This is a genomic window from Gluconobacter cadivus (assembly GCF_015244745.1).
Lineage (GTDB): Bacteria > Pseudomonadota > Alphaproteobacteria > Acetobacterales > Acetobacteraceae > Gluconobacter > Gluconobacter cadivus.
Map to the genome: position 1 here is coordinate 61,611 of NZ_JABCQI010000008.1, position 18,993 is coordinate 80,603.

18 protein-coding genes are annotated in these 18,993 nt (G+C 60.1%); 13 read left to right on the forward strand and 5 right to left on the reverse strand.

Annotated elements, in window-relative coordinates; genetic code table 11:
* Positions 1-78: 78 nt before the first annotated feature.
* Both secG and tpiA read right to left on the reverse strand, forming a co-directional pair.
* A complete protein-coding gene (gene secG, locus HKD28_RS12000) occupies positions 79-420 on the reverse strand; it encodes a preprotein translocase subunit SecG (protein ID WP_194268466.1) in 342 nt (113 codons plus the stop codon).
* Positions 417-1,217, reverse strand: a complete 801-nt coding sequence (tpiA, locus tag HKD28_RS12005; protein WP_194268469.1) for a triose-phosphate isomerase — start codon at positions 1,215-1,217, stop codon at positions 417-419. The genes secG and tpiA overlap by 4 nt, the downstream gene beginning before the upstream one ends.
* A gap of 190 nt (positions 1,218-1,407) precedes the next feature.
* On the opposite strand from tpiA, the gene HKD28_RS12010 reads away from it, so the two are divergent.
* The 12 genes from HKD28_RS12010 to HKD28_RS12065 all read left to right on the forward strand — a co-directional run bounded on the left by HKD28_RS12010 (position 1,408) and on the right by HKD28_RS12065 (position 14,448).
* Positions 1,408-3,357, forward strand: coding sequence for a peptidyl-prolyl cis-trans isomerase (locus HKD28_RS12010; protein WP_194268471.1), 1,950 nt, complete (start codon positions 1,408-1,410; stop codon positions 3,355-3,357).
* On the forward strand, positions 3,357-4,769 hold the full coding sequence (gene trpE, locus HKD28_RS12015; RefSeq protein WP_194268473.1) for an anthranilate synthase component I: 1,413 nt from the start codon (positions 3,357-3,359) through the stop codon (positions 4,767-4,769). Before HKD28_RS12010 ends, trpE begins: the two co-directional genes overlap by 1 nt.
* Before the next feature lie 60 nt (positions 4,770-4,829).
* Complete coding sequence (locus HKD28_RS12020) at positions 4,830-5,426, forward strand: anthranilate synthase component II (RefSeq protein ID WP_194263033.1); 597 nt, start codon at positions 4,830-4,832, stop codon at positions 5,424-5,426.
* The gene (gene trpD, locus HKD28_RS12025) at positions 5,423-6,526 is read left to right on the forward strand and encodes an anthranilate phosphoribosyltransferase (protein WP_194268640.1); all 1,104 of its coding nucleotides are present in this window, start codon (positions 5,423-5,425) and stop codon (positions 6,524-6,526) included. Before HKD28_RS12020 ends, trpD begins: the two co-directional genes overlap by 4 nt.
* Positions 6,523-7,449: an indole-3-glycerol phosphate synthase TrpC gene (gene trpC / locus HKD28_RS12030; RefSeq protein ID WP_194268475.1), complete on the forward strand. Its 927-nt coding sequence runs from the start codon at positions 6,523-6,525 to the stop codon at positions 7,447-7,449. Before trpD ends, trpC begins: the two co-directional genes overlap by 4 nt.
* A 153-nt stretch (positions 7,450-7,602) precedes the next feature.
* Positions 7,603-8,607, forward strand: a complete 1,005-nt coding sequence (gene pdhA / locus HKD28_RS12035) for a pyruvate dehydrogenase (acetyl-transferring) E1 component subunit alpha (RefSeq protein ID WP_194268478.1) — start codon at positions 7,603-7,605, stop codon at positions 8,605-8,607.
* A gap of 3 nt (positions 8,608-8,610) precedes the next feature.
* Complete coding sequence (locus HKD28_RS12040; protein ID WP_194268480.1) at positions 8,611-9,978, forward strand: pyruvate dehydrogenase complex E1 component subunit beta; 1,368 nt, start codon at positions 8,611-8,613, stop codon at positions 9,976-9,978.
* Positions 9,979-9,983: 5 nt separating this feature from the next.
* Positions 9,984-11,198 carry a 2-oxo acid dehydrogenase subunit E2 gene (locus HKD28_RS12045; RefSeq protein ID WP_194268481.1) on the forward strand — a complete coding sequence of 405 codons (1,215 nt, stop codon included), beginning with the start codon at positions 9,984-9,986 and terminating at the stop codon, positions 11,196-11,198.
* A gap of 3 nt (positions 11,199-11,201) precedes the next feature.
* Positions 11,202-12,608, forward strand: coding sequence for a dihydrolipoyl dehydrogenase (lpdA, locus tag HKD28_RS12050; RefSeq protein WP_194268482.1), 1,407 nt, complete (start codon positions 11,202-11,204; stop codon positions 12,606-12,608).
* A gap of 5 nt (positions 12,609-12,613) precedes the next feature.
* Positions 12,614-13,582 (forward strand): lipoyl synthase, encoded by a 969-nt coding sequence (gene lipA / locus HKD28_RS12055; RefSeq protein WP_194263029.1) that lies wholly within the window; start codon positions 12,614-12,616, stop codon positions 13,580-13,582.
* Positions 13,582-14,061, forward strand: coding sequence for a type II toxin-antitoxin system RatA family toxin (locus HKD28_RS12060; protein ID WP_194268483.1), 480 nt, complete (start codon positions 13,582-13,584; stop codon positions 14,059-14,061). Before lipA ends, HKD28_RS12060 begins: the two co-directional genes overlap by 1 nt.
* Positions 14,062-14,145: 84 nt before the next feature.
* Entirely contained in the window at positions 14,146-14,448 is a 303-nt protein-coding gene (locus tag HKD28_RS12065; RefSeq protein ID WP_194268484.1) for a hypothetical protein, read from the forward strand.
* Between the two features lie 78 nt (positions 14,449-14,526).
* Here the strand turns inward: HKD28_RS12065 and HKD28_RS12070 are convergent, their stop codons facing one another.
* Genes HKD28_RS12070 through HKD28_RS12080 form a run of 3 tightly spaced genes read right to left on the reverse strand, consistent with a single transcriptional unit; the run spans position 14,527 to position 17,480 of the window.
* Complete coding sequence (locus HKD28_RS12070) at positions 14,527-15,012, reverse strand: CinA family protein (RefSeq protein WP_194268485.1); 486 nt, start codon at positions 15,010-15,012, stop codon at positions 14,527-14,529.
* Positions 15,002-16,855 carry a lytic transglycosylase domain-containing protein gene (locus tag HKD28_RS12075; RefSeq protein WP_235993453.1) on the reverse strand — a complete coding sequence of 618 codons (1,854 nt, stop codon included), beginning with the start codon at positions 16,853-16,855 and terminating at the stop codon, positions 15,002-15,004. The genes HKD28_RS12070 and HKD28_RS12075 overlap by 11 nt, the downstream gene beginning before the upstream one ends.
* A 22-nt stretch (positions 16,856-16,877) precedes the next feature.
* Positions 16,878-17,480, reverse strand: a complete 603-nt coding sequence (locus HKD28_RS12080; protein ID WP_099286714.1) for a YjbE family putative metal transport protein — start codon at positions 17,478-17,480, stop codon at positions 16,878-16,880.
* A gap of 91 nt (positions 17,481-17,571) precedes the next feature.
* On the opposite strand from HKD28_RS12080, the gene purB reads away from it, so the two are divergent.
* On the forward strand, positions 17,572-18,903 hold the full coding sequence (purB, locus tag HKD28_RS12085; RefSeq protein WP_194268495.1) for an adenylosuccinate lyase: 1,332 nt from the start codon (positions 17,572-17,574) through the stop codon (positions 18,901-18,903).
* Positions 18,904-18,993 lie beyond the last annotated feature (90 nt).

The following is an 18,993-nucleotide window of genomic DNA, read 5'->3' on the forward strand; positions in this document are numbered from 1 at the left end:
TAGGGCAGGGGAAGCGAAGAGACGCGTCTGTGTGAAAGATCCCCGTTAAAAAATCTGAACGGGGATTTTCAGGCCCGATTAGTGAGCAGGCGTGGACGCCGGAGCGGCGGGAGCTGCCGGGGTTGTGGTCGCGGGTGTCGTCTGAGCAGCAGGTGGCTGGGCCAGAATGTCGCGGGAGCCAACGCCGGAGGAGGCACCACGGTTCATGACGGCCAGCACCAGGCACAACAGCATGAAAATTCCGGCCAGAATCGACGTGGCCCGTGTGAGAAGCGTTGCCGTTCCACGGCCGCTCATGAACGAACCCATCCCCTGGCCGCTGCCGATGCCGAGGCCGCCGCCTTCGCTGCGCTGAATGAGGATCACCCCGATCAGCGCCAGTGTGACCAGCAGGTTGAGAGCAAGCAGAAGAGTGGTCATGAACGATAGGGTCCGGACAGTGGTTGGGCAGACAGGCGGAGAGAGGCTGATTCGGCAATGCGCAGAAAGCTCTTCGCTTCCAGACTGGCACTGCCCACCAGCACCCCTCCGAGCGACCCGATGGAAAAAATGGTCGGCGCCTGAGCCGGTGTTACGGAGCCGCCATACAGGATCGGGACACGAATGTCATCCATCTTGAGACGCGACTGCAACAGTCCGTGAAGCAAAGAGAGGGTCCGTTCAAGCTCCTCAATCGGCGGAACGGAGCCGCTTCCGATGGCCCAAACCGGCTCATAGGCCAGCACGCCATTGAAATTGTCCGTCAGCGACCCTTCGACCTGCGTTGCCAGAACGGTGGTCGTCCGCCCTTCGAGGCGTTCCTCCATCGTCTCGCCGATACAGACGATGGGAATAAGCCCGGCAGCCTCGGCCGCCTCGACCTTCCGGCGGATCAGCGCATCGGTTTCGCCATGGGCCTGACGACGCTCGGAATGACCGAGGATGACATACTGTACCCCCAGATCGGACAGCATATCCGCCGAGATATCGCCGGTATGTGGACCGGACGAAGTCGTATGACAGTCCTGCGCGCCAAGGTGCAGTAGCGTATCCGGGCCTGCGGCATTGATGATGCCGTGAACACTCGCAAGCTGGGTGAAGGGCGGGCAAAGGACGAGCCGCACATCATCAGGAAGGGCCTCTGCGCCCTCGGCGACGGCACGGGCCAGACGGGTGGACTGCTCACGCAGCCCGTGCATCTTCCAGTTACCAACGACAAGTCTTGGGGATGGGATCACTCTTCCTCCTTCGTGGCGATAGCAGCGGGATAACCGCTCAATCGGGGCTTAAGGACCGGACGGGGGCTAAAAGGATGCTTTCCGTTCCGGTCTGCTTCTGGTCAAGCCGTTCTCACGACATTATGGTGCGGCAAGTTTAGCGGTCCTACCGTGTCCGCACCATCCCGTCATCCGGATCTGCCCTGACCCCATGATTATCTCGCTCCGCCACCTGTTTGTTGACTCCTGGATTGGCCGTGCCGCCGCTCTTCTGATCTTTCTGGCCTTTATCGGCTGGGGCGTGGGAGATGTTTACTCCAATCTGGGTGCGACAGGGTCCAACGAAATCGTGCGCATCTATGATCGCAGCATCACTCCGGACGATTTCAGCCGAGCACTTTCAGCCCAGCTTCCCGCCGTCGCCAAGCAGATCGGACTTGCTGATCCCTCCAAACTGCCCAAGAGCGAGGTGGAGCAGATCGCCCGACAGACGCTTCAAAATCTCGTGATGCAGAACGAGATCCAGCTTGCCGCCGAGCGCGCAGGCATGATGGTGCCCGACGATCTGGTGCGGCAGGACATCTTCGCGATCCCCGCTTTCCATGACGCGGCCGGAAAGTTTGACCGAAGCATCTTTAACGACCGTCTGACCCGGATGGGTCTGACTGAAGGCAAACTGATTCAGGTCGTTCGCGAGGATATTGCATCCCGTGGTCTGTTGCAGGGGATCGGTCAGGCCGTAGTCGCGCCCCCATCACTGACGGAGCGCATGCTGTCTTTCGATGCGAACCAGCGCGTTTTTGATATGGTGGAAATCCCGTTTGCGAGCGGCGCCGTGACTGCGCCTCCCACAGACGAACAGCTTCACCGCTTTTATGACAACCACCCGCAGATGTTCCGCACGACAGAATATCGTCATGCCAAGATGGTCGTCATGACGGCGGACAGCGTTGCCAAGACAATCGAGGTTCCGGACGATGTTCTTCATCGTCTCTACGATTTTCAGGCGCGCACCTATGACATGCCCGAGACCCGGACGCTTCAGGTTCTGACTTTTACGGATCAGGCGAAAGCCGCTGCGGCAGCGACGGCATGGAAAGGCGGACTTTCCTGGGACGATATCCAGAAGAAGTTTCCCGAAGCCGCTGCCGTGGCCCTGCCATCGGTTCGGCAGAGCGATATTCCCAACCCCGAACTCGCTAAGGCCGCTTTCGCTGCACAGCCTGACCGCATTTCCGGCCCGGAAAAGACCGGAATGGGATGGGTCGTTTTCAACATCACGGCCATCGTGGCGCCTCACAAAACAACATTCGAGCAGGCAAAAGGCGATCTGAAAAAGCAGGTCCAGACGCAGGAATCTGCCGAGGCTCTTCAGGCACGCCAGAAGCAGTTTCAGGACGCGGTTGCCGGTTCTTCGACGCTGGAACAGATCCCGGGCGATCTCGGCGCTGTTCCGGCTGCGGGAACGCTGGACTCCAATGGCATGACACAGGACGGTCTGCCCGCACCCATCCCGGGTGATGAAACTCTGCGTCAGGCCATCGTTCATCAGGTCTTCACGCAATCCAAAGGTGCTCAGCCGACAGTGGTCAACGGCCCGAATGGCACCTTCTTTTCGGTACTGGTTGACGAGGTCCGCCCCGGAACCCTCAAGCCTTTCGACAGCGTACGCGATCAGGTCGTTCAGGCGTGGACGGCAGAACAGAAGCGCCGCGCCGCCAATCTACGCGCAACAGCTCTGTTCGGTACCGCAAAGTCCGGCACGCTTCGCAAGGCCATGGACGGACAGCCGGAAGCTTCGGCCCTGCGTCAGGACGTGAGCGTCTCGCGCGTTCATCCCGATCAAAGCCTGCCCCAGAACATCCTGCGCGGGATCTTTGATCTCAAGCCGGGTACGACCGGGATGTTTGAAACGCCGGATGCGTTCTGGCTCGTTAACGTGACGGCCGATCGCCCTGCTTCGGCAGAAGACCTGAAGTCCCTCGGCACCCGTCTTGTGGACGATTATCGTCAGTCCATGCAGTCCGATATTCCGATGGTCCTGAGTGCTGCGATGGAAAAGGCTTTCCCGCCTTCGCATATCAATATGGCGCTCTACAATCAGGTCGTAGCGGCCGCGGCTCCGGCCAGCGCACCCGCAGCAGAAAACGGGGCACACTGATGGGCATTGTCTACAGCATCGAGGCCGCCGATCTCCTGACGCCCGTTTCGGCATTTCTCAGACTTTCGAACCTGTCGGATGATCCGTATCGGCTTCTGTTTGAAAGCGTCGAAGGTGGTGCTGCACGCGGGCGTTATTCCGTCATAGCTCTACTGCCGGATCTGGTCTGGAAGTCCCGGGACGGGAAGGTCACGCTCGACGGCAAACCCATCGACGGAATACCGCTCGAGACACTCAAGGCCATCGTGGACGAAAGCCAGATGGATCTTCCGAGCGGAATGCCTCCCATGATCGGTGGCGTGTTCGGCGTGCTGGGCTACGACATGGTGCGTCAGATGGAGCGTCTGCCGAATGCTCCGGTCAACGATCTGGGGCTGCCGGAAGGGATTATGATCCGTCCGCGCCTGTTCGCGGTCTTTGATTCCGTGCGGGACGAACTGACACTGGCCGTGCCGGTCCGTGGAGACACGACGGACACGGAAGCTCACGCACTTCTGGACAGGGCGCGGTCTGCTCTGTCCGCTCCGTTAGGAGACGCGCGCGAGACACTGCCTGCCGGTACGGAACTGGAAGCTCCGGTCTCCAACATGACGCAGCAGCAGTTTGAAGACCATGTCCGCAAGGCGCAGGACTATATTGCGGCGGGCGATGCTTTCCAGATCGTGCCGAGCCAGCGCTTTACGACACCATTCCCCCTCTCGCCGCTCTCGCTCTATCGCAGCCTCCGGCGCGTCAATCCGGCACCGTTCCTGTTTGTGATGGAGCTTGAGGACTACGCTCTCGTGGGTTCCTCGCCGGAAATTCTAGTACGACTGCGGGACGGCGAAGTCACGGTGCGGCCGCTGGCGGGCACCCGTCCGCGCGGTGCAGACCGCGATGAGGATCTGGCTCTGGAAAAAGAGCTTCTGGCAGACCGCAAGGAACTGGCCGAGCATCTGATGCTGATTGATCTGGGACGCAATGACGTAGGCCGCGTCTCGAAGCTTGGTACCGTCGCAGTGCCGGAGCAGTTCGTCGTCGAGCGCTACAGCCATGTGATGCATATTTCCTCGACCGTCACGGGCCAGATCAAGGATGGCAGCACGGCGATGGACGCGCTCGTGGCCGCATTCCCCGCAGGAACCCTGACAGGTGCGCCCAAGATCCGCGCCATGGAGATCATCGACGAACTGGAGCCGACACGACGCGGGCCGTATTCCGGCTGCGTCGGATATTTCGGCGCGGACGGCGAGATGGATACCTGCATCGGGCTGCGCATGGCCGTTCTCAAGGACGGCAACATGTATGTGCAGGCCGGATGCGGCGTCGTGGCGGACAGCGATCCGAATGCTGAGTTCCGCGAGACACAGGCCAAGGCCCGCGCACTCTTCAGGGCGGCAGAAATCGCGGTCGCAACCGCGGCCAAAGCCTGACGGAGGATAGCTCACGATGTGTTGTTTGACGAAAAGAGACGTGAAGGTCATTCTGTTGCCATGATCCTTCTCATCGACAATTACGACAGCTTCACGTTCAACATCGTCCATCATCTGGGCGCGCTTGGAGCAGCATGTGACGTGCGTCGCAACGATGCGCTGAGCGTTGAAGAGGCTCTGGCGCTCAATCCGGCTGCCATCGTAATCTCACCCGGTCCCGGTGCCCCTGCGGAAGCGGGGATCTGCTGTGATCTGATCCGCGCAGCCGCGGGGCGAGTGCCGGTTTTCGGTGTCTGCCTTGGTCATCAGGCCATCGGGCAGGTCTTCGGTGCAGAAGTCGTGCGGGCGCCGGTGCCGATGCACGGCAAGATCAGCGCCGTTCACCATGACGGAACGGGGGTTTTTGCCGGATTACCCGATCCGGTCGATGTCGTGCGTTATCACAGCCTGACGCTTCGGCCCGACAGCATTCCCGAGACTCTGGTCGTCAATGCGCGGACGGAAGATGGGGTCATCATGGGTGTGCGCCATCGCGACTATCCCATACATGGCGTTCAGTTCCATCCAGAGAGCATCGCTTCCGTCGCTGGACGCGAACTGCTGGCCAACTTCCTAACGATTGCCGGGATTCCGGTCGTAACCTCGCAGGCCGCCTGACGGTGGGAATTGAGTTTACAACGCTTTTGCAAAAAGCTGTTTCGGGGCAGGTTCTCAGCAATCAGGAAGCAGAAACTGCTTTTCACGCCATCATGGCAGGAACAGTTGATCCAGTTCATCTTTCGGCTTTTCTGACGGCTCTGAAACTCCGTGGAGAGACTCTGGCCGAGCTGACGGGTGCCGTGAAAGCTGTCCGGCATCACATGACGCTCCTGCCGGATGTTCCGTCTGGAGCGATTGATGTTTGCGGAACGGGCGGGGATGGTCTGAAGACGCTGAACGTCTCGACGGCCGTGGCCTTCGTGCTGGCCGGTCTGGGCGTTCCAGTCGCCAAACACGGCAACCGCGCGCTCTCGTCAGCCACGGGCGCAACGGATGTTCTGGAAGTTCTGGGCATTCCACCAACCGATGATCTGGCCCTGCAAGGCAGGCGTCTGCGCGAAGACGGTCTGGTCTTTCTGGCAGCCCCCCAGCATCATCCTGCCATGCGCCATGCGGCGCCGGTGCGTAAGGCGCTGGGTTTTCGGACATTGTTCAATCTGCTCGGACCACTGTGCAATCCCGCTCAGGTGCGCCATCAGCTGATCGGCGTATTTGATGGACGCTGGTGCGAGCCGGTGGCGAAAGCCCTTGGCGCATTGGGGAGCCTGTCTGTCTGGGTCGTGCATGGCGCGACCCCTGAAGGTGGCAGTGACGAACTGACCCTCGCTGGCCTCTCTCAGGTCTCGGCCTGGGAGAAAGACGCTCTTTTTTCGTTTGAGATCGAACCGGATATGGCAGGCCTGAAGGCAGCTCCGATCTCCGCCATCCGGGGCGGTGATGCCCAGACCAACGCGACCGCACTGCTTTCCCTGCTGGAAGGCACTATTGGTGCTTACCGTGATACGGTTCTTCTCAACGCAGCCGCGGCCCTGCATGTGGCAGGACGCGGCGATATCGTGAAGGGCGGGACGATTGACGTTCCGGCTTTCCGTCGCAATGTAGGTCTGGCGGCAGAGTCCATCGACCGTGGGCTCGCCCGCGCCGCGCTTGAGCGGGCGCGTCTGTCAGCTCATTCCCCGACTCATTCCATTGCTTCCACAGACGCAGGACGATCATGACATTCATGCACCATCGACCGGCGATGACATATTCGCCCGAGGGAACAGAACAGTTTCCGGACCCGGAAGTTCCGGAAACGACGACCCCTCCCATCAAAAATCCGGAAGCGGAAACCGCTGCCGACCGGAGTGATGTTCTGGCACGCATCTGCGCGCGTACGCGGGTGGACATCGAACAGCGCTCGCAGATCATGTCTCTCAAGGACGTCACGGCGCGGGCGCGGGAAGTCACCACTCCCACACGGGGGTTCGGGCAAGCGCTTCAGCATCTGACGGCAGACCGTCAGGTCGGACTGATTGCCGAAATCAAGAAAGCATCTCCCTCCGCAGGAATCCTGCGTCCGGACTATGATCCGGTGAAAATTGCGCAGGACTATCAGGCCGCTGGCGCCACCTGCTTGTCCGTTCTGACGGAAGGCTCGTGCTTTCATGGCAGCACGGAAGATATCCGCGTTGTTCGCGAAGCCTGCAGTCTGCCGATTTTGCGCAAGGACTTTATCCTTGACCCTTGGCAGGTCCATGAAAGCCGTCTGATCGGGGCCGACTGCATTCTGCTGATCATGGCGGTGCTAACGGAAACGCAGGCCGCCGAACTGATCGCGATTGCACGTGGACTAGATATGGATGTCCTGCTGGAAGTCCATGATGAAGCCGAACTGAACCGGGCGCTGGCACTCGATACATTCCTGATCGGGATCAACAACCGTAACCTGCGCACTCTGAAAACCGATATCCAGACGACGATCGATCTGGCGCCGATGGTGCCGCCGGATCGTCTGGTCGTCTCTGAAAGTGGCATCCGGACGCAGGATGACATGATGAAGGTTGGCGCAGTTGGCGCGAGCGCCGTGCTGGTCGGTGAGAGCCTGCTGCGTGAGCCCGATCCGGGCGTGGCGGCACGTCGACTGCTCGGTTTTATTTAAACTCCGGCCGCCTTTCGGGGCGGTCAGGGCCGTTTTTTCACGGCATATCCCCCAGATCGAGGCGTTTCGCGCAAGCGGAACGTGGTCTGGCTTTTGGTGGCTTCTGCCGCTAAGAGCATGCGGGATTTTATGCATTTCCATCAGGAGACCGTCATGGACGAGACACCGTCCGCTTCAGGCCGGAGCAACGGTCCGGCCCTTTCGCCGGAGACCATGAAGCGCGCTTACAGGGACATGCTTCTTGTCCGGCGTTTCGAGGAAAAAGCCGGACAGCTTTACGGCATGGGTCTGATCGGCGGCTTCTGCCATCTTTATATCGGGCAGGAAGCCGTTGTGGTCGGGATCGGCCTCAACATGAAGCAGGGCGACAAGTCCATCACGTCCTATCGTGACCACGGACAGATGCTCGTAGCAGGTATGACGCCGCGCGGTGTGATGGCGGAACTGACGGGCCGGTCCGGCGGGTATTCCCGCGGCAAGGGTGGCTCCATGCATATGTTCTCCCGTGAAAAGGAGTTCTACGGTGGTCATGGTATCGTCGGCGCGCAGGTCGCACTGGGTACGGGTCTAGCTTTCGCGAACAAGTATCGCGGTACGGATGAAGTCTCGATCGTGTATTTCGGCGAAGGCGCATCGGCACAGGGCCAGGTCTATGAGAGCTTCAATCTCGCGGCCCTGCACAAGCTGCCCTGCATCTATGTGATCGAGAACAACCGCTACGGCATGGGCACGTCCATTGAGCGCGCCTCGGCTTCCAAAGATCTGTCGCGCAATGGCGAACCCTGGGGCATTGCCAGCCGCAAGGTCGACGGCATGGACATTTTTGCCGTTCATGAAGCTGCGCAGGAAGCTGTGGAATACTGCCGTGCGGGTAAGGGGCCGTTCCTGCTGGAAATGGAAACCTATCGCTATCGTGGGCACTCCATGTCGGACCCGGCGAAGTATCGCCAGCGTTCGGAAGTCGAGGAAATGCGCCGGACGCGCGACCCGATCGACACGCTGAAGGCCGAGATGCTGCGCAGCGGGATCGAAGAGAGCGTGTTCAAGGACATTGAGACGGACGTGAAAGCCATTGTCGCTGACGCGGCCGAATTTGCGCAGACAAGCCCCGAGCCGGATCATTCCGAACTCTGGACTGACATTCTGGTGGAGGCCTGATCCATGGCATCTCTGATTCTGATGCCGGCTCTCTCGCCGACCATGACCGAAGGGACGCTTGCGCGCTGGGTCAAGACGGCGGGTGAAACCGTTTCCGCCGGAGACGTGATCGCCGAGATCGAGACCGACAAGGCGACCATGGAAGTGGAAGCCGTGGACGAAGGCGTGATTGGCAAGACGCTGGTTGCCGAAGGGACTCAGAACATTGCAGTCAACACGCCGATCGCCGTGCTTCTGGCGGAAGGCGAGGACGCTTCGGCAGCGGACACCGTAACCCGTTCTGCCGATCCAGCTGCGGGCGCTTCTGTCGCGATTGAAACACCGGCTGATCCGGGGATTGTGGAAGCACCGGAAGTCGCACAGGCCGAGAATGACCGGGACTGGGGCGAGACCAGCGAAATCACCGTCCGTCAGGCCCTGCGTGACGCCATGGCGGCCGAGCTTCGTCGTGATGAGGACGTGTTCCTGATCGGTGAGGAAGTGGCGCAGTATCAGGGTGCCTACAAGGTCAGTCAGGGCCTGCTGGACGAGTTCGGCGAGAAGCGCGTCATCGATACGCCGATCACGGAACATGGCTTCACGGGCATGGCCGTAGGTGCGGCGCTGACCGGGCTCAAGCCGATCGTCGAGTTCATGACCATGAACTTCTCGCTGCAAGCCGTTGATCATATTATCAACTCTGCCGCCAAGACGCTCTACATGTCCGGCGGTCAGATGGGCTGTCCCATCGTGTTCCGTGGCCCGAATGGTGCAGCGGCGCGTGTCGGCGCACAGCACTCGCAGTGTTTCGCAAGCTGGTTTGCACATATTCCGGGCCTGAAGGTGGTCGCCCCCTGGTCGTCTGCAGATGCGAAGGGATTGCTACGGGCCGCCATTCGCGATCCGAACCCGGTGATCGTGCTGGAAAACGAGATCCTTTACGGCCAGAAGTTTCCGTGCCCCGTAGATGAAGACTTCATCCTGCCGATCGGTCGCGCGAAGATCGAACGGGAAGGGACGGACGTAACGCTCGTGGCCTTTTCCATCATGGTCGGTGTGGCGCTGGAAGCCGCAGCTCTTCTGGCAGAAGAAGGCATTTCGGCCGAAGTCATCAACCTGCGCTCGATCCGTCCTCTGGATACCGAGACAATCGTACGCAGTGTGAAGAAGACGAACCGCATTGTCTCCGTCGAAGAAGGCTGGCCGGTTGCGGGCATTGGGGCGGAAATCTGCACGGTGGCCGTCGAGCAGGCTTTTGACTGGCTCGATGCTCCGCCAGCGCGTGTCTGCGGGCTTGACCTACCCATGCCCTATGCGGCCAATCTCGAAAAACTGGCGCTTCCGAAACCTGAATGGGTTGTGGATGCGGTTCGCAAGCAGCTGCGGGACTGACAACGATGGCTACCGATATTCTGATGCCGGCGCTGTCGCCGACCATGACCGAAGGCAAACTGGCCCGCTGGCTCAAAGCCGAGGGCGATACCGTCGCTGCGGGTGACGTGATTGCTGAAATCGAGACCGACAAAGCGACCATGGAAGTGGAAGCCGTGGACGAGGGCATCCTTGGCCGCATCCTGATTCAGGAAGGCGTTGAGGGGATTCCCGTCAACACGCCGATTGCGATTCTTGTGGAAAACGGCGAGGCCCTGCCTGACGTCTCTTCCGCGCAGGCCGCAGCGCCTCCCAAGGCTGAGACGGCAACCGCAAAAACAACGCCTGCTGCTCCGGCTGAGGACAAAGGAGAGCGGATTTTCGTCTCTCCGCTCGCCAAGCGTATGGCGCGTGAGCGAGGCATTGCCCTTGACGCCCTGACAGGAAGTGGTCCGAACGGACGCATTCTCAAGCGCGACGTTGAAAAAGGCCCAACTGCGCCCAAGACAGCTCCGAAAGCTGCTTCTACGCCCGTCATCACCGCATCGGAAGAGACGGTCCGTCGGGTGCCGAACTCGACGATGCGGAAAGTGATCGCGCGTCGCCTAACGGAATCCAAGACGCAGGTTCCGCATTTCTATGTTTCGGTGGATATCGAGCTGGATGCGCTGCTGGCCCTGCGTTCGAAACTGAATGCGACGGCGCAGGAAAACAGCTTCAAGATCTCGGTCAATGACATGATGATCAAAGCCGTGGCGCTGGCACTGAAGAAAGTTCCGGGCGTGAACGTTCAGTTCACGGATGCCGAGACATTGCATTTCGAGAATGTTGATATCTCGATGGCCGTCTCAATTCCGGACGGGCTGATTACTCCGATTATCCGCAATGCCGATCGCAAATCCCTGCGCGACATCAGCGTCGAAGCCAAGGATCTAGCCAAGCGCGCGCGTGCCGGAAAGCTCAAACCCGAGGAATTCCAGGGCGGGACGTTCTCCGTTTCCAATATGGGGATGTTCGGCGTGCGTGACTTCGCTGCGATCATCAATCCGCCCCAGGCCGGAATTCTGGCAATTGCGTCCGGCGAAAAGCGGGCCGTGGTCCGTAGCTCGGAGATTGCGATTGCAACCGTGATGACGGCGACGCTGTCGGTCGATCATCGTGCGGTGGATGGGGCCCTTGGGGCCGAGTGGCTGAATGCGCTGCGCGATATCGTGCAGAATCCTTACTTTCTGGTGGTCTGAACCATGTCCGAGACTTTCGATCTGATTGTTGTTGGTGGCGGCCCCGGCGGCTATGTGGCGGCGCTGCGAGCCAGCCAGCTCGGCATGAGCGTGGCGCTCGTGGAAAGCACGCATTTTGGTGGCGTCTGCCTGAACTGGGGTTGTATTCCGACCAAGGCGCTTCTGCGCTCTTCGGAAATCCATCATCTTCTACATGAACTAGGTACGTTCGGCCTGTCCGCAGACAATATCTCGTTCGACCTGTCCAAGATCGTGGGCCGCTCACGCAGCATTGCGCGCCGGATGGGGGGAGGGATTGCCCATCTTCTGAAGAAAGCCAAGGTCACGACCTTTGACGGCCGCGCCAAACTGGCCGGTCGTTCGGGCGAGGCGCATCAAGTTGCCATCACGAAGGATGGCGCGGCGGTTGCGACCATCAAAGCCCCGCATGTCATTCTGGCAACGGGTGCGCGGGGGCGTCAGCTTCCGGGACTGGAAACGGATGGCACCCTGATCTGGGGGGCACGCGAGGCCATGACGCCGAAGGAGTTGCCGAAGCGTCTTCTAGTCATCGGATCGGGTGCGATCGGTATCGAATTTGCGTCGTTCTACCGGAACATGGGCAGTGAGGTCACGATCGCCGAAGTGGCGGATCGGATCCTGATCGCCGAAGATCCGGAAATCAGTGCAGCAGCCCGCAAAGCTTTTGAAAAGCAGGGGATGACGATCATCACCAGCGCGAAGGTCGGCCCGCTGAACAAGGGTGAGAACGAGGTTTCCACGACGATCGAGAGCCCAACAGGCAAAATCGATCTGACGGTGGACCGCGTGATCTGTGCGGTTGGCATCGTGGGCAATGTCGAGGATCTGGGGCTTGAAGGCACCAAGGTTCAGGTGGACCGGACCCATATCGTCACGGACGGCTTCTGCCGGACAGGCGAGCCGGGTGTCTATGCGATCGGTGATGTGGCCGGAGCACCGTGGCTGGCCCATAAGGCGAGCCACGAAGCCATCCTGTGCGTTGAAAAAATTGCCGGACGTTCGCCGCAGCCCTTGCATCCGCTGAACATTCCGGGCTGCACCTATTCGCGTCCACAGATCGCGTCTGTCGGGCTCAGTGAAGAGAAGGCCATTGCCGCAGGACACAAGGTCAAGGTTGGCCGTTTCCCGTTCATCGCCAACGGCAAGGCTGTTGCGATGGGTGAGACGGACGGCATGGTCAAGACCGTTTTCGACGCGACGAGTGGCGAACTTCTGGGTGCGCACATGATCGGCGCGGAAGTAACGGAAATGATTCAGGGTTATGTCATTGCCCGGACCGGGGAACTGACAGAGGCGGAACTGATCGAAACGGTCTTCCCGCATCCGACCATTTCCGAGACCATGCACGAGGCAACACTGGCGGCCTTCGACGGCCCGCTGCATATCTGAGCACCATGTCCCAGCGCATCACCATCGACCACCGCGCAGCACCCGCGCTCCGTCACCCGGAAAAGGCGCATCGGCCTGACAATCCGATCCAGCGCAAGCCGTCCTGGATCCGGGTCAAGGCGCCGAACCATCCCGTGTATCACGAGACGCGGGCGCTGATGCGCGATGCAGGCCTCGTGACGGTCTGCGAAGAAGCAGCATGCCCCAATATCGGGGAATGCTGGTCGCAACGTCATGCCACGATGATGATCATGGGCGAGATCTGCACCCGGGCCTGTGCGTTCTGCAACGTCACGACCGGGATGCCAAAGCATCTTGATGCGGACGAACCCCGGCGTGTTGGCGAGGCTGTGGCGAAGCTTGGACTACGACATGTCGTCATCACGTCCGTGGATCGCGACGATCTGGCAGATGGTGGCGCGGAGCATTTCGCACAGGTCATCCGTTCGATCCGGCAGACCTCTCCAGAGACTACGATTGAAATCCTCACTCCTGATTTCCTTCGCAAAGATGGAGCGCTGGAGGTCGTCGTGGCTGCACGTCCCGACGTGTTCAATCACAATATCGAGACCGTACCCCGACTTTATCCCACCATCCGGCCGGGTGCGCGTTACTATCAGTCCGTTCGATTGCTGGACGGAGTAAAGAAACTCGATCCTTCCATTTTTACCAAGTCCGGCCTGATGCTTGGGCTGGGCGAGGAGCGTATGGAAGTGGCTCAGGTCATGGATGATTTCAGGATCGCGGACGTCGATTTCCTGACACTTGGGCAATATCTTCAGCCCTCCGCAAAACATGCGGCCGTTGAAAAGTTTATTACCCCCGACGAGTTTGACGGCTATGCTGCGGCTGCCCGTTCAAAAGGATTTCTTCAGGTCAGTGCCAGTCCGCTGACCCGGTCCTCCTATCATGCGGACAGCGACTTCGCGAAGCTTCAGGCTGCGCGGAAAAGCCGTCTGAAAGAAAGTCTCTGATGCCGACACATGCCGAGCAAAGGTTGATCGCCTACACTCCGGACCAGCTCTTTGATCTTGTGGCGGATGTCGAGAAGTATCCGCAGTTTCTGCCCTGGTGCGTGAAGGCGAGCATCCGCACCCAGACGGAACAGGAGCTTGTGGCGGATCTGACGATCGGGTTTGGCCCCTTCCGCGAGACCTTCACGAGCCGTGTGACGCTGGAGAGGCCGTCGCGCATCCGGGTGCGTTATGAAAAAGGGCCTTTCCGTTATCTGAACAATGTGTGGACGTTCAGCCCGGACCCTCGTGGCTGTCTGGTCGATTTCTTTGTGGATTTCGAATTCAAGTCGCGCCTGTTACAAAACGCGATGGGCGTGGTGTTCAATGAGGGTGTGCGCCTTATGGTGTCCGCCTTCATCAAGCGCGCACGAGATATTTACGGTGCGCAGGGGGCAAAGGCTGCTCCTTCTACGCCCGGTCTTTCCCAAAGGACATAAAATTTCATAGTGTTGCCAGAACCATTTGCGGGTTGAGTCGTTACACAGTCAAACACCGCGATGGTGACAGGAAAGGATTACGTTATGAAAAAGATTTCTTTTGGCGCATTCGCTCTGACTGCACTGGTCGCTGCGGCCTCTCCGGCCATGGCCGCGCATCATCACGGCAAGCATCATGACAAGGGCGAGCATGCTGCAAAAGCCAGCGGCTCCCCCACGACGGAAGATCTGAACGCACGTTCGCTGCAGCAGGCCCAGACGCCGGTTTCTCCGACCGCTCCGACAGCAGCAGTTCCGCCCGCTGCTCCGACCGCGATCCCGACCGCTCCCAGCCTTCAGGCAGCTCCGGCAGCTTCAACGATGCCAGCTCCGACGCAGGGCAACTGAGGCTGTAAACAGATCGGTGGTCTGTTGCAGGTTTGCAGAAAAGGGCGGCCCCGTTCATTCGGAGCCGCCTTTTTTACGTCAGGCGTTCAGAACCATCTGAAGGGCTTGCTGCACAGCCTGAGAGCGAATGCTGGTGCGATCTCCGACGAAGTGACACTGAACGACCGAAGGCAAGCCGGTGCGAACAGCCAGCCCGAAACAGACGGTGCCGACCGGTTTGGCAACGCTACCACCGCCTGGGCCTGCGATGCCTGTCACAGAGACGGCAATATCAGCATCCACGACATTCAGAAGGCCACCTTCCGCCATGGCCTGAGCCGTCTGGAGGCTGACGGCTCCGTATTGTGCGAGAACCGTTTCTGGCACGCTCACGGCGCTTATTTTCAGAGCATTGGAATAGGTGATGAAGCCGCCTTCCAAAACGTCTGACGAACCGGGAATATCACTGAGAGCAGCGCCGATCAGGCCGCCTGTGCAGCTTTCCACTGTCACCAGCCTGCGACCGGATCGGCGCAGATGCTCCAGAACCTCTCCAGCAAGGATTGCAATGTCATTATCCGGCATGAAGATTCCTGACACGATAGACCATCATTCCTGCTTCGATGTTCTCGATATAAAGGCGGGTTTCCCGGTAGGGCAGGCGCTCGATCCAGTCCAGAACGCCGTCTTCTGACAACGGGTCGGAAGGTGGGTTTGCTTTGAGCCAGAGGTCCACTCGATGCGGGCCCGCGTTATAAGCAGCCAATGCGTAGGGGATTACATTCCCGAAGCGTTCGAGAAGCTGCGAGACATAGGCGTTGCCGATTTTCAGGTTTGTCTGAGGATCGGTCAGGGACGCAGGAGAGACATTGATCGGCCCCAGATGCCCCTTGCGCACCACGTCTCTGGCTGCGGCAGGTAGGAGTTGCAGCAGGCCCACGGCCTTGGCGCCGCTTAGTGCGTTCGGATCGAAACCACTTTCCTGTCGGATGATGGCGGGAAGCAGGCCGTCCGGAACAGTTGATGCGGCTGGGTAGGGATCGGGGAAGCCCTGCGGGTAAAGGGCGATGCCCTTGCGGGCCAAGGCATAGGAGGCAAAGACTTCCGGCGCGGGTAACCCAAGGCGGGATGCAGCATCGGCAACGGCTTTCTGACCTTCCGGAGACGGATTGACGGCTTCCAGCATCATGAGGAAATCCCGTGCATGATCGGGATCACCTGCCTGCACGAGATCCGTGGCGGCTTCGAGCAGATCAGGTCGGCTGAGCGTTCCGGCGGGTGGAGTGGGCAGAGACTGAAGGGCCTGTAACAGGGCGTCGTCAAAGGCCGATGACGACCGACCTGAGACCAGAATGGCGTTGTTCTGCGTCAGGGATGCCAGAGCGAGCTGACCCGGAAACGTCGTGGGGAAGGTCGCGGCTTTTTGAAAAGCAGCTTCGGCATCCTGATGTTTTTCAGCGGCCTGAAGGGCGCGGCCTGTCCAGTAATAGCCGCGCGCCTGCATCTGAAGCGAGGTTGCGCTCTGAAGAAGGGCAAAGAACTGTTCCGCGCGCACAGGGTCATGAAGCTCTCTGAGCGCAATGAAGCCGCTGAGAAGAGCCGCTTCCTGACGGTCTGTGGTGTCCGGAGGCAGGGTGGTGTCATCTGCGAGATCGGCCGCCTCTTTCGGACGACCGGCCAGAAGCAGGGCGCGGGCGAGGCTGATCCGTTCGGAAGACCAGTCATGGGATGGGTGCGCCTGCTGCAGAGCTACGCCCTGCGTGGTCCAGAGAAACAGCGCTTCATCCAGCCGATCCCCGCGACGCAGCGCACGCAGGCGATAGCGGATCAGGGTCGGATCGGATTGCAGGTCTGATGGCAGGGAGGTGAACAGGGAATCGGCATCGGGAGACGCCAGACGTTCGGCCAGTCTGGCGCGGGCAAGAAGCTGCTGATCGGCGGAAAGGCGCTCGATCTGTCTGGAGGCCGCCGAAAACTGCCCCCGTAGTTCGAGCGCTTCATAGCGGGTCCATTGATCGGCGGGCGTGAATGTCTGACCAAACCGCGTGAGCAGGGTCTGCTCTTCGGCAGTGGTCAGGGCACTGCCGGACAGCCAGAGACGGCGCGCTGTGGAAGCCGGGTCCGGGAGATGGTCTGCACAGGCTGTAATAAACGCCGCTGGCAATGTGAGCGGATAAAGCGGGCAGAGAGCGTTCAGGGTCTGCGGATCGGATGTCTGGGACAGGGCGTTCTGAAAACGCCACAGAATACGCACTCTCTGCGGCCATTGCGGCGTCTGTGCGAGGAAACTGGAGTAACGCTGTGCCGGGAAACTGCTTCCCTCCGGCCCGACGAGGATCAGCCACTCCGCCAGCCGCTCCTGAACAGGCGAGGGGGTAATCTCCATCGGGGGCGCAGCGAGGACTGATGACGTAACAAGCAGCGTCATCAGTCCAGCAAAAAGAGTTTTGTCAGCTCGGAAGAACATGCGTCCAGACCTCCCCGCCGCCGCGGATGATGAGTTCGATTGCAACACCCAGAACCACCAGCAGACCGATCCATGCAATCCAGCGATATCTGGCCAGAAGATTGGCGACGACCGATGCAGCAAGCCCCATCAGCAGCACCGACAGCACGAGCCCCGCAACCAGAATCCACGGATGACCGACAGCCGCTCCGGCAACCGCCAGCACGTTGTCCAGACTCATGGACAGATCAGCCACAACAATTTTAAGCACGGCAGGGCCGAGCCGGGGCGGAGCAGCCTCGACGTCCTCATGATGCTCGCCTCCTCGAAGCTCACGATACATCTTCCAGCAGACCCACAGAAGCAGAAATCCACCCGCCAGAGTCAGACCGACCACGGCGAGCAGCGTGGTCGCCAGCAGGGCCAGCCCCACACGCAGAATGGCGGCGAACCCCGTTCCAAACAGAATGGCGAGACGGCGCTGCCGACCTTCCAGATTGCGCACGGCCATCCCGATAACGACCGCATTGTCACCGGCAAGGGTGATGTCGATCAGAGTGATCTGGCCGAGGGCTATAAGTGCGTGAAGCAGAGAGTCAGGGGCCAAGGTGTCATTCTTCCGAAAAGGGGTCCGTGCAATGTCTTCGTATTTGGTCTAAGGAGCCTCCGTAAAGCCCCACCTCGCATCCGGAGTTCCCATGGTACCCCGTTACAGCCGTCCGCAGATGACTGCCATCTGGTCTCCCGCCAACCGTTTTCGCATCTGGTTCGAGATCGAAGCCCTTGCCTGCGAAGCCATGGCACAACGGGGTGACATTCCCGCCGAATCAGCAAAGACCATCCGCGAAAAGGGTGACGTCGCCATGGCGGCGTTCTCCGATGCGGATCTGGCCCGCATCGACGAGATCGAAGCCGAAACGCGCCATGACGTCATCGCGTTCCTGACCTGGCTTGCGGAAAAAGTCGGTCCGGACAGCCGTTTCGTCCATCTGGGCATGACGTCTTCGGATGTGCTGGACACCTGCCTGTCCGTTCAGATGACGCAGGCCGCTGATCTGCTGCTGGAGGATCTGGACCGGGTTCTCGCCGCACTCAAAGAGCGCGCCTACGAGCATCGCAACACGGTGACGATCGGCCGCAGCCATGCAATTCATGCCGAGCCGACCAGCTTTGGCCTGAAGATTGCGGGGCACTATGCCGAGTTCGCTCGTAACCGCGAGCGTCTGATGCAGGCCCGCAAGGAAATTGCGGTCTGCGCGATTTCCGGCGCTGTTGGCACCTATGCCCATATCGACCCGGAAATCGAGGAATACGTCGCCGACAAGCTGGGTCTGGCTGTCGAGAGCGTGTCAACGCAGGTCATTCCGCGCGACCGCCATGCAGCGTTCTTCTGCACGCTCGGCGTGATCGCCAGCGGCATCGAGCGTCTGGCGATCGAGGTCCGTCATCTTCAGCGTTCTGAAGTCCGGGAAGCGGAAGAGTTCTTCCACAAGGGACAGAAGGGCAGTTCGGCCATGCCGCACAAGCGCAACCCTGTCCTGTCGGAGAACCTGACGGGTCTGGCGCGCCTGATCCGCTCGCATGTCGTCCCCGCTCTGGAAAACGTCGCATTGTGGCACGAGCGGGACATCAGCCACTCCGCCGTCGAACGCAACATCTGCCCCGACGCCACGATCGGGCTGGATTTTGCGCTGATGCGTCTGGCCGGGATGATGGAAAAGCTGGTCGTTTATCCCGAGCAGATGATCGCCAACATGGAAAGCCTCGGTGGCGTCGTCCATTCCGGCGAAGTCCTGCTCACGCTGGCTCGTGCTGGGATTTCCCGCGAGGACGCCTATCGGATCGTGCAGCGTAACGCCATGGAAACATGGACCAAGCTGAACAAGCCGGGCTTCAAGACGTTCCGTGAAAACCTTGAAGCCGACCCGGAAGTGGCCGGTCGTGTCAGCAAGGACATTCTCGATCAGGCGTTCGACCCGGCACAGCATCTGCGCGCCGTGGACCGCATCTTCGCCCGTATCTTTAACTGAGAAGGGTGCGGGACGCAGACCTCCTGCGATTTCCTGCGTTCCGCACACTCGCAGTTCCGGTTCCGCAATGCTATGGAACCACAATTCGTC

What these genes read in the sequence shown, in the direction of transcription:
- secG (WP_194268466.1), bottom strand. Translation starts at nt 420, where the DNA reads ATGACCACTCTTCTGCTTGCTCTCAACCTGCTGGTCACACTGGCGCTG.
- HKD28_RS12010 (WP_194268471.1), top strand. Translation starts at nt 1,408, where the DNA reads ATGATTATCTCGCTCCGCCACCTGTTTGTTGACTCCTGGATTGGCCGT.
- trpE (WP_194268473.1), top strand. Translation starts at nt 3,357, where the DNA reads ATGGGCATTGTCTACAGCATCGAGGCCGCCGATCTCCTGACGCCCGTT.
- HKD28_RS12020 (WP_194263033.1), top strand. Translation starts at nt 4,830, where the DNA reads ATGATCCTTCTCATCGACAATTACGACAGCTTCACGTTCAACATCGTC.
- trpC (WP_194268475.1), top strand. Translation starts at nt 6,523, where the DNA reads ATGACATTCATGCACCATCGACCGGCGATGACATATTCGCCCGAGGGA.
- pdhA (WP_194268478.1), top strand. Translation starts at nt 7,603, where the DNA reads ATGGACGAGACACCGTCCGCTTCAGGCCGGAGCAACGGTCCGGCCCTT.
- HKD28_RS12040 (WP_194268480.1), top strand. Translation starts at nt 8,611, where the DNA reads ATGGCATCTCTGATTCTGATGCCGGCTCTCTCGCCGACCATGACCGAA.
- HKD28_RS12045 (WP_194268481.1), top strand. Translation starts at nt 9,984, where the DNA reads ATGGCTACCGATATTCTGATGCCGGCGCTGTCGCCGACCATGACCGAA.
- lpdA (WP_194268482.1), top strand. Translation starts at nt 11,202, where the DNA reads ATGTCCGAGACTTTCGATCTGATTGTTGTTGGTGGCGGCCCCGGCGGC.
- lipA (WP_194263029.1), top strand. Translation starts at nt 12,614, where the DNA reads ATGTCCCAGCGCATCACCATCGACCACCGCGCAGCACCCGCGCTCCGT.
- HKD28_RS12060 (WP_194268483.1), top strand. Translation starts at nt 13,582, where the DNA reads ATGCCGACACATGCCGAGCAAAGGTTGATCGCCTACACTCCGGACCAG.
- HKD28_RS12065 (WP_194268484.1), top strand. Translation starts at nt 14,146, where the DNA reads ATGAAAAAGATTTCTTTTGGCGCATTCGCTCTGACTGCACTGGTCGCT.
- HKD28_RS12070 (WP_194268485.1), bottom strand. Translation starts at nt 15,012, where the DNA reads ATGCCGGATAATGACATTGCAATCCTTGCTGGAGAGGTTCTGGAGCAT.
- HKD28_RS12075 (WP_235993453.1), bottom strand. Translation starts at nt 16,855, where the DNA reads ATGACGCTGCTTGTTACGTCATCAGTCCTCGCTGCGCCCCCGATGGAG.
- purB (WP_194268495.1), top strand. Translation starts at nt 17,572, where the DNA reads ATGGTACCCCGTTACAGCCGTCCGCAGATGACTGCCATCTGGTCTCCC.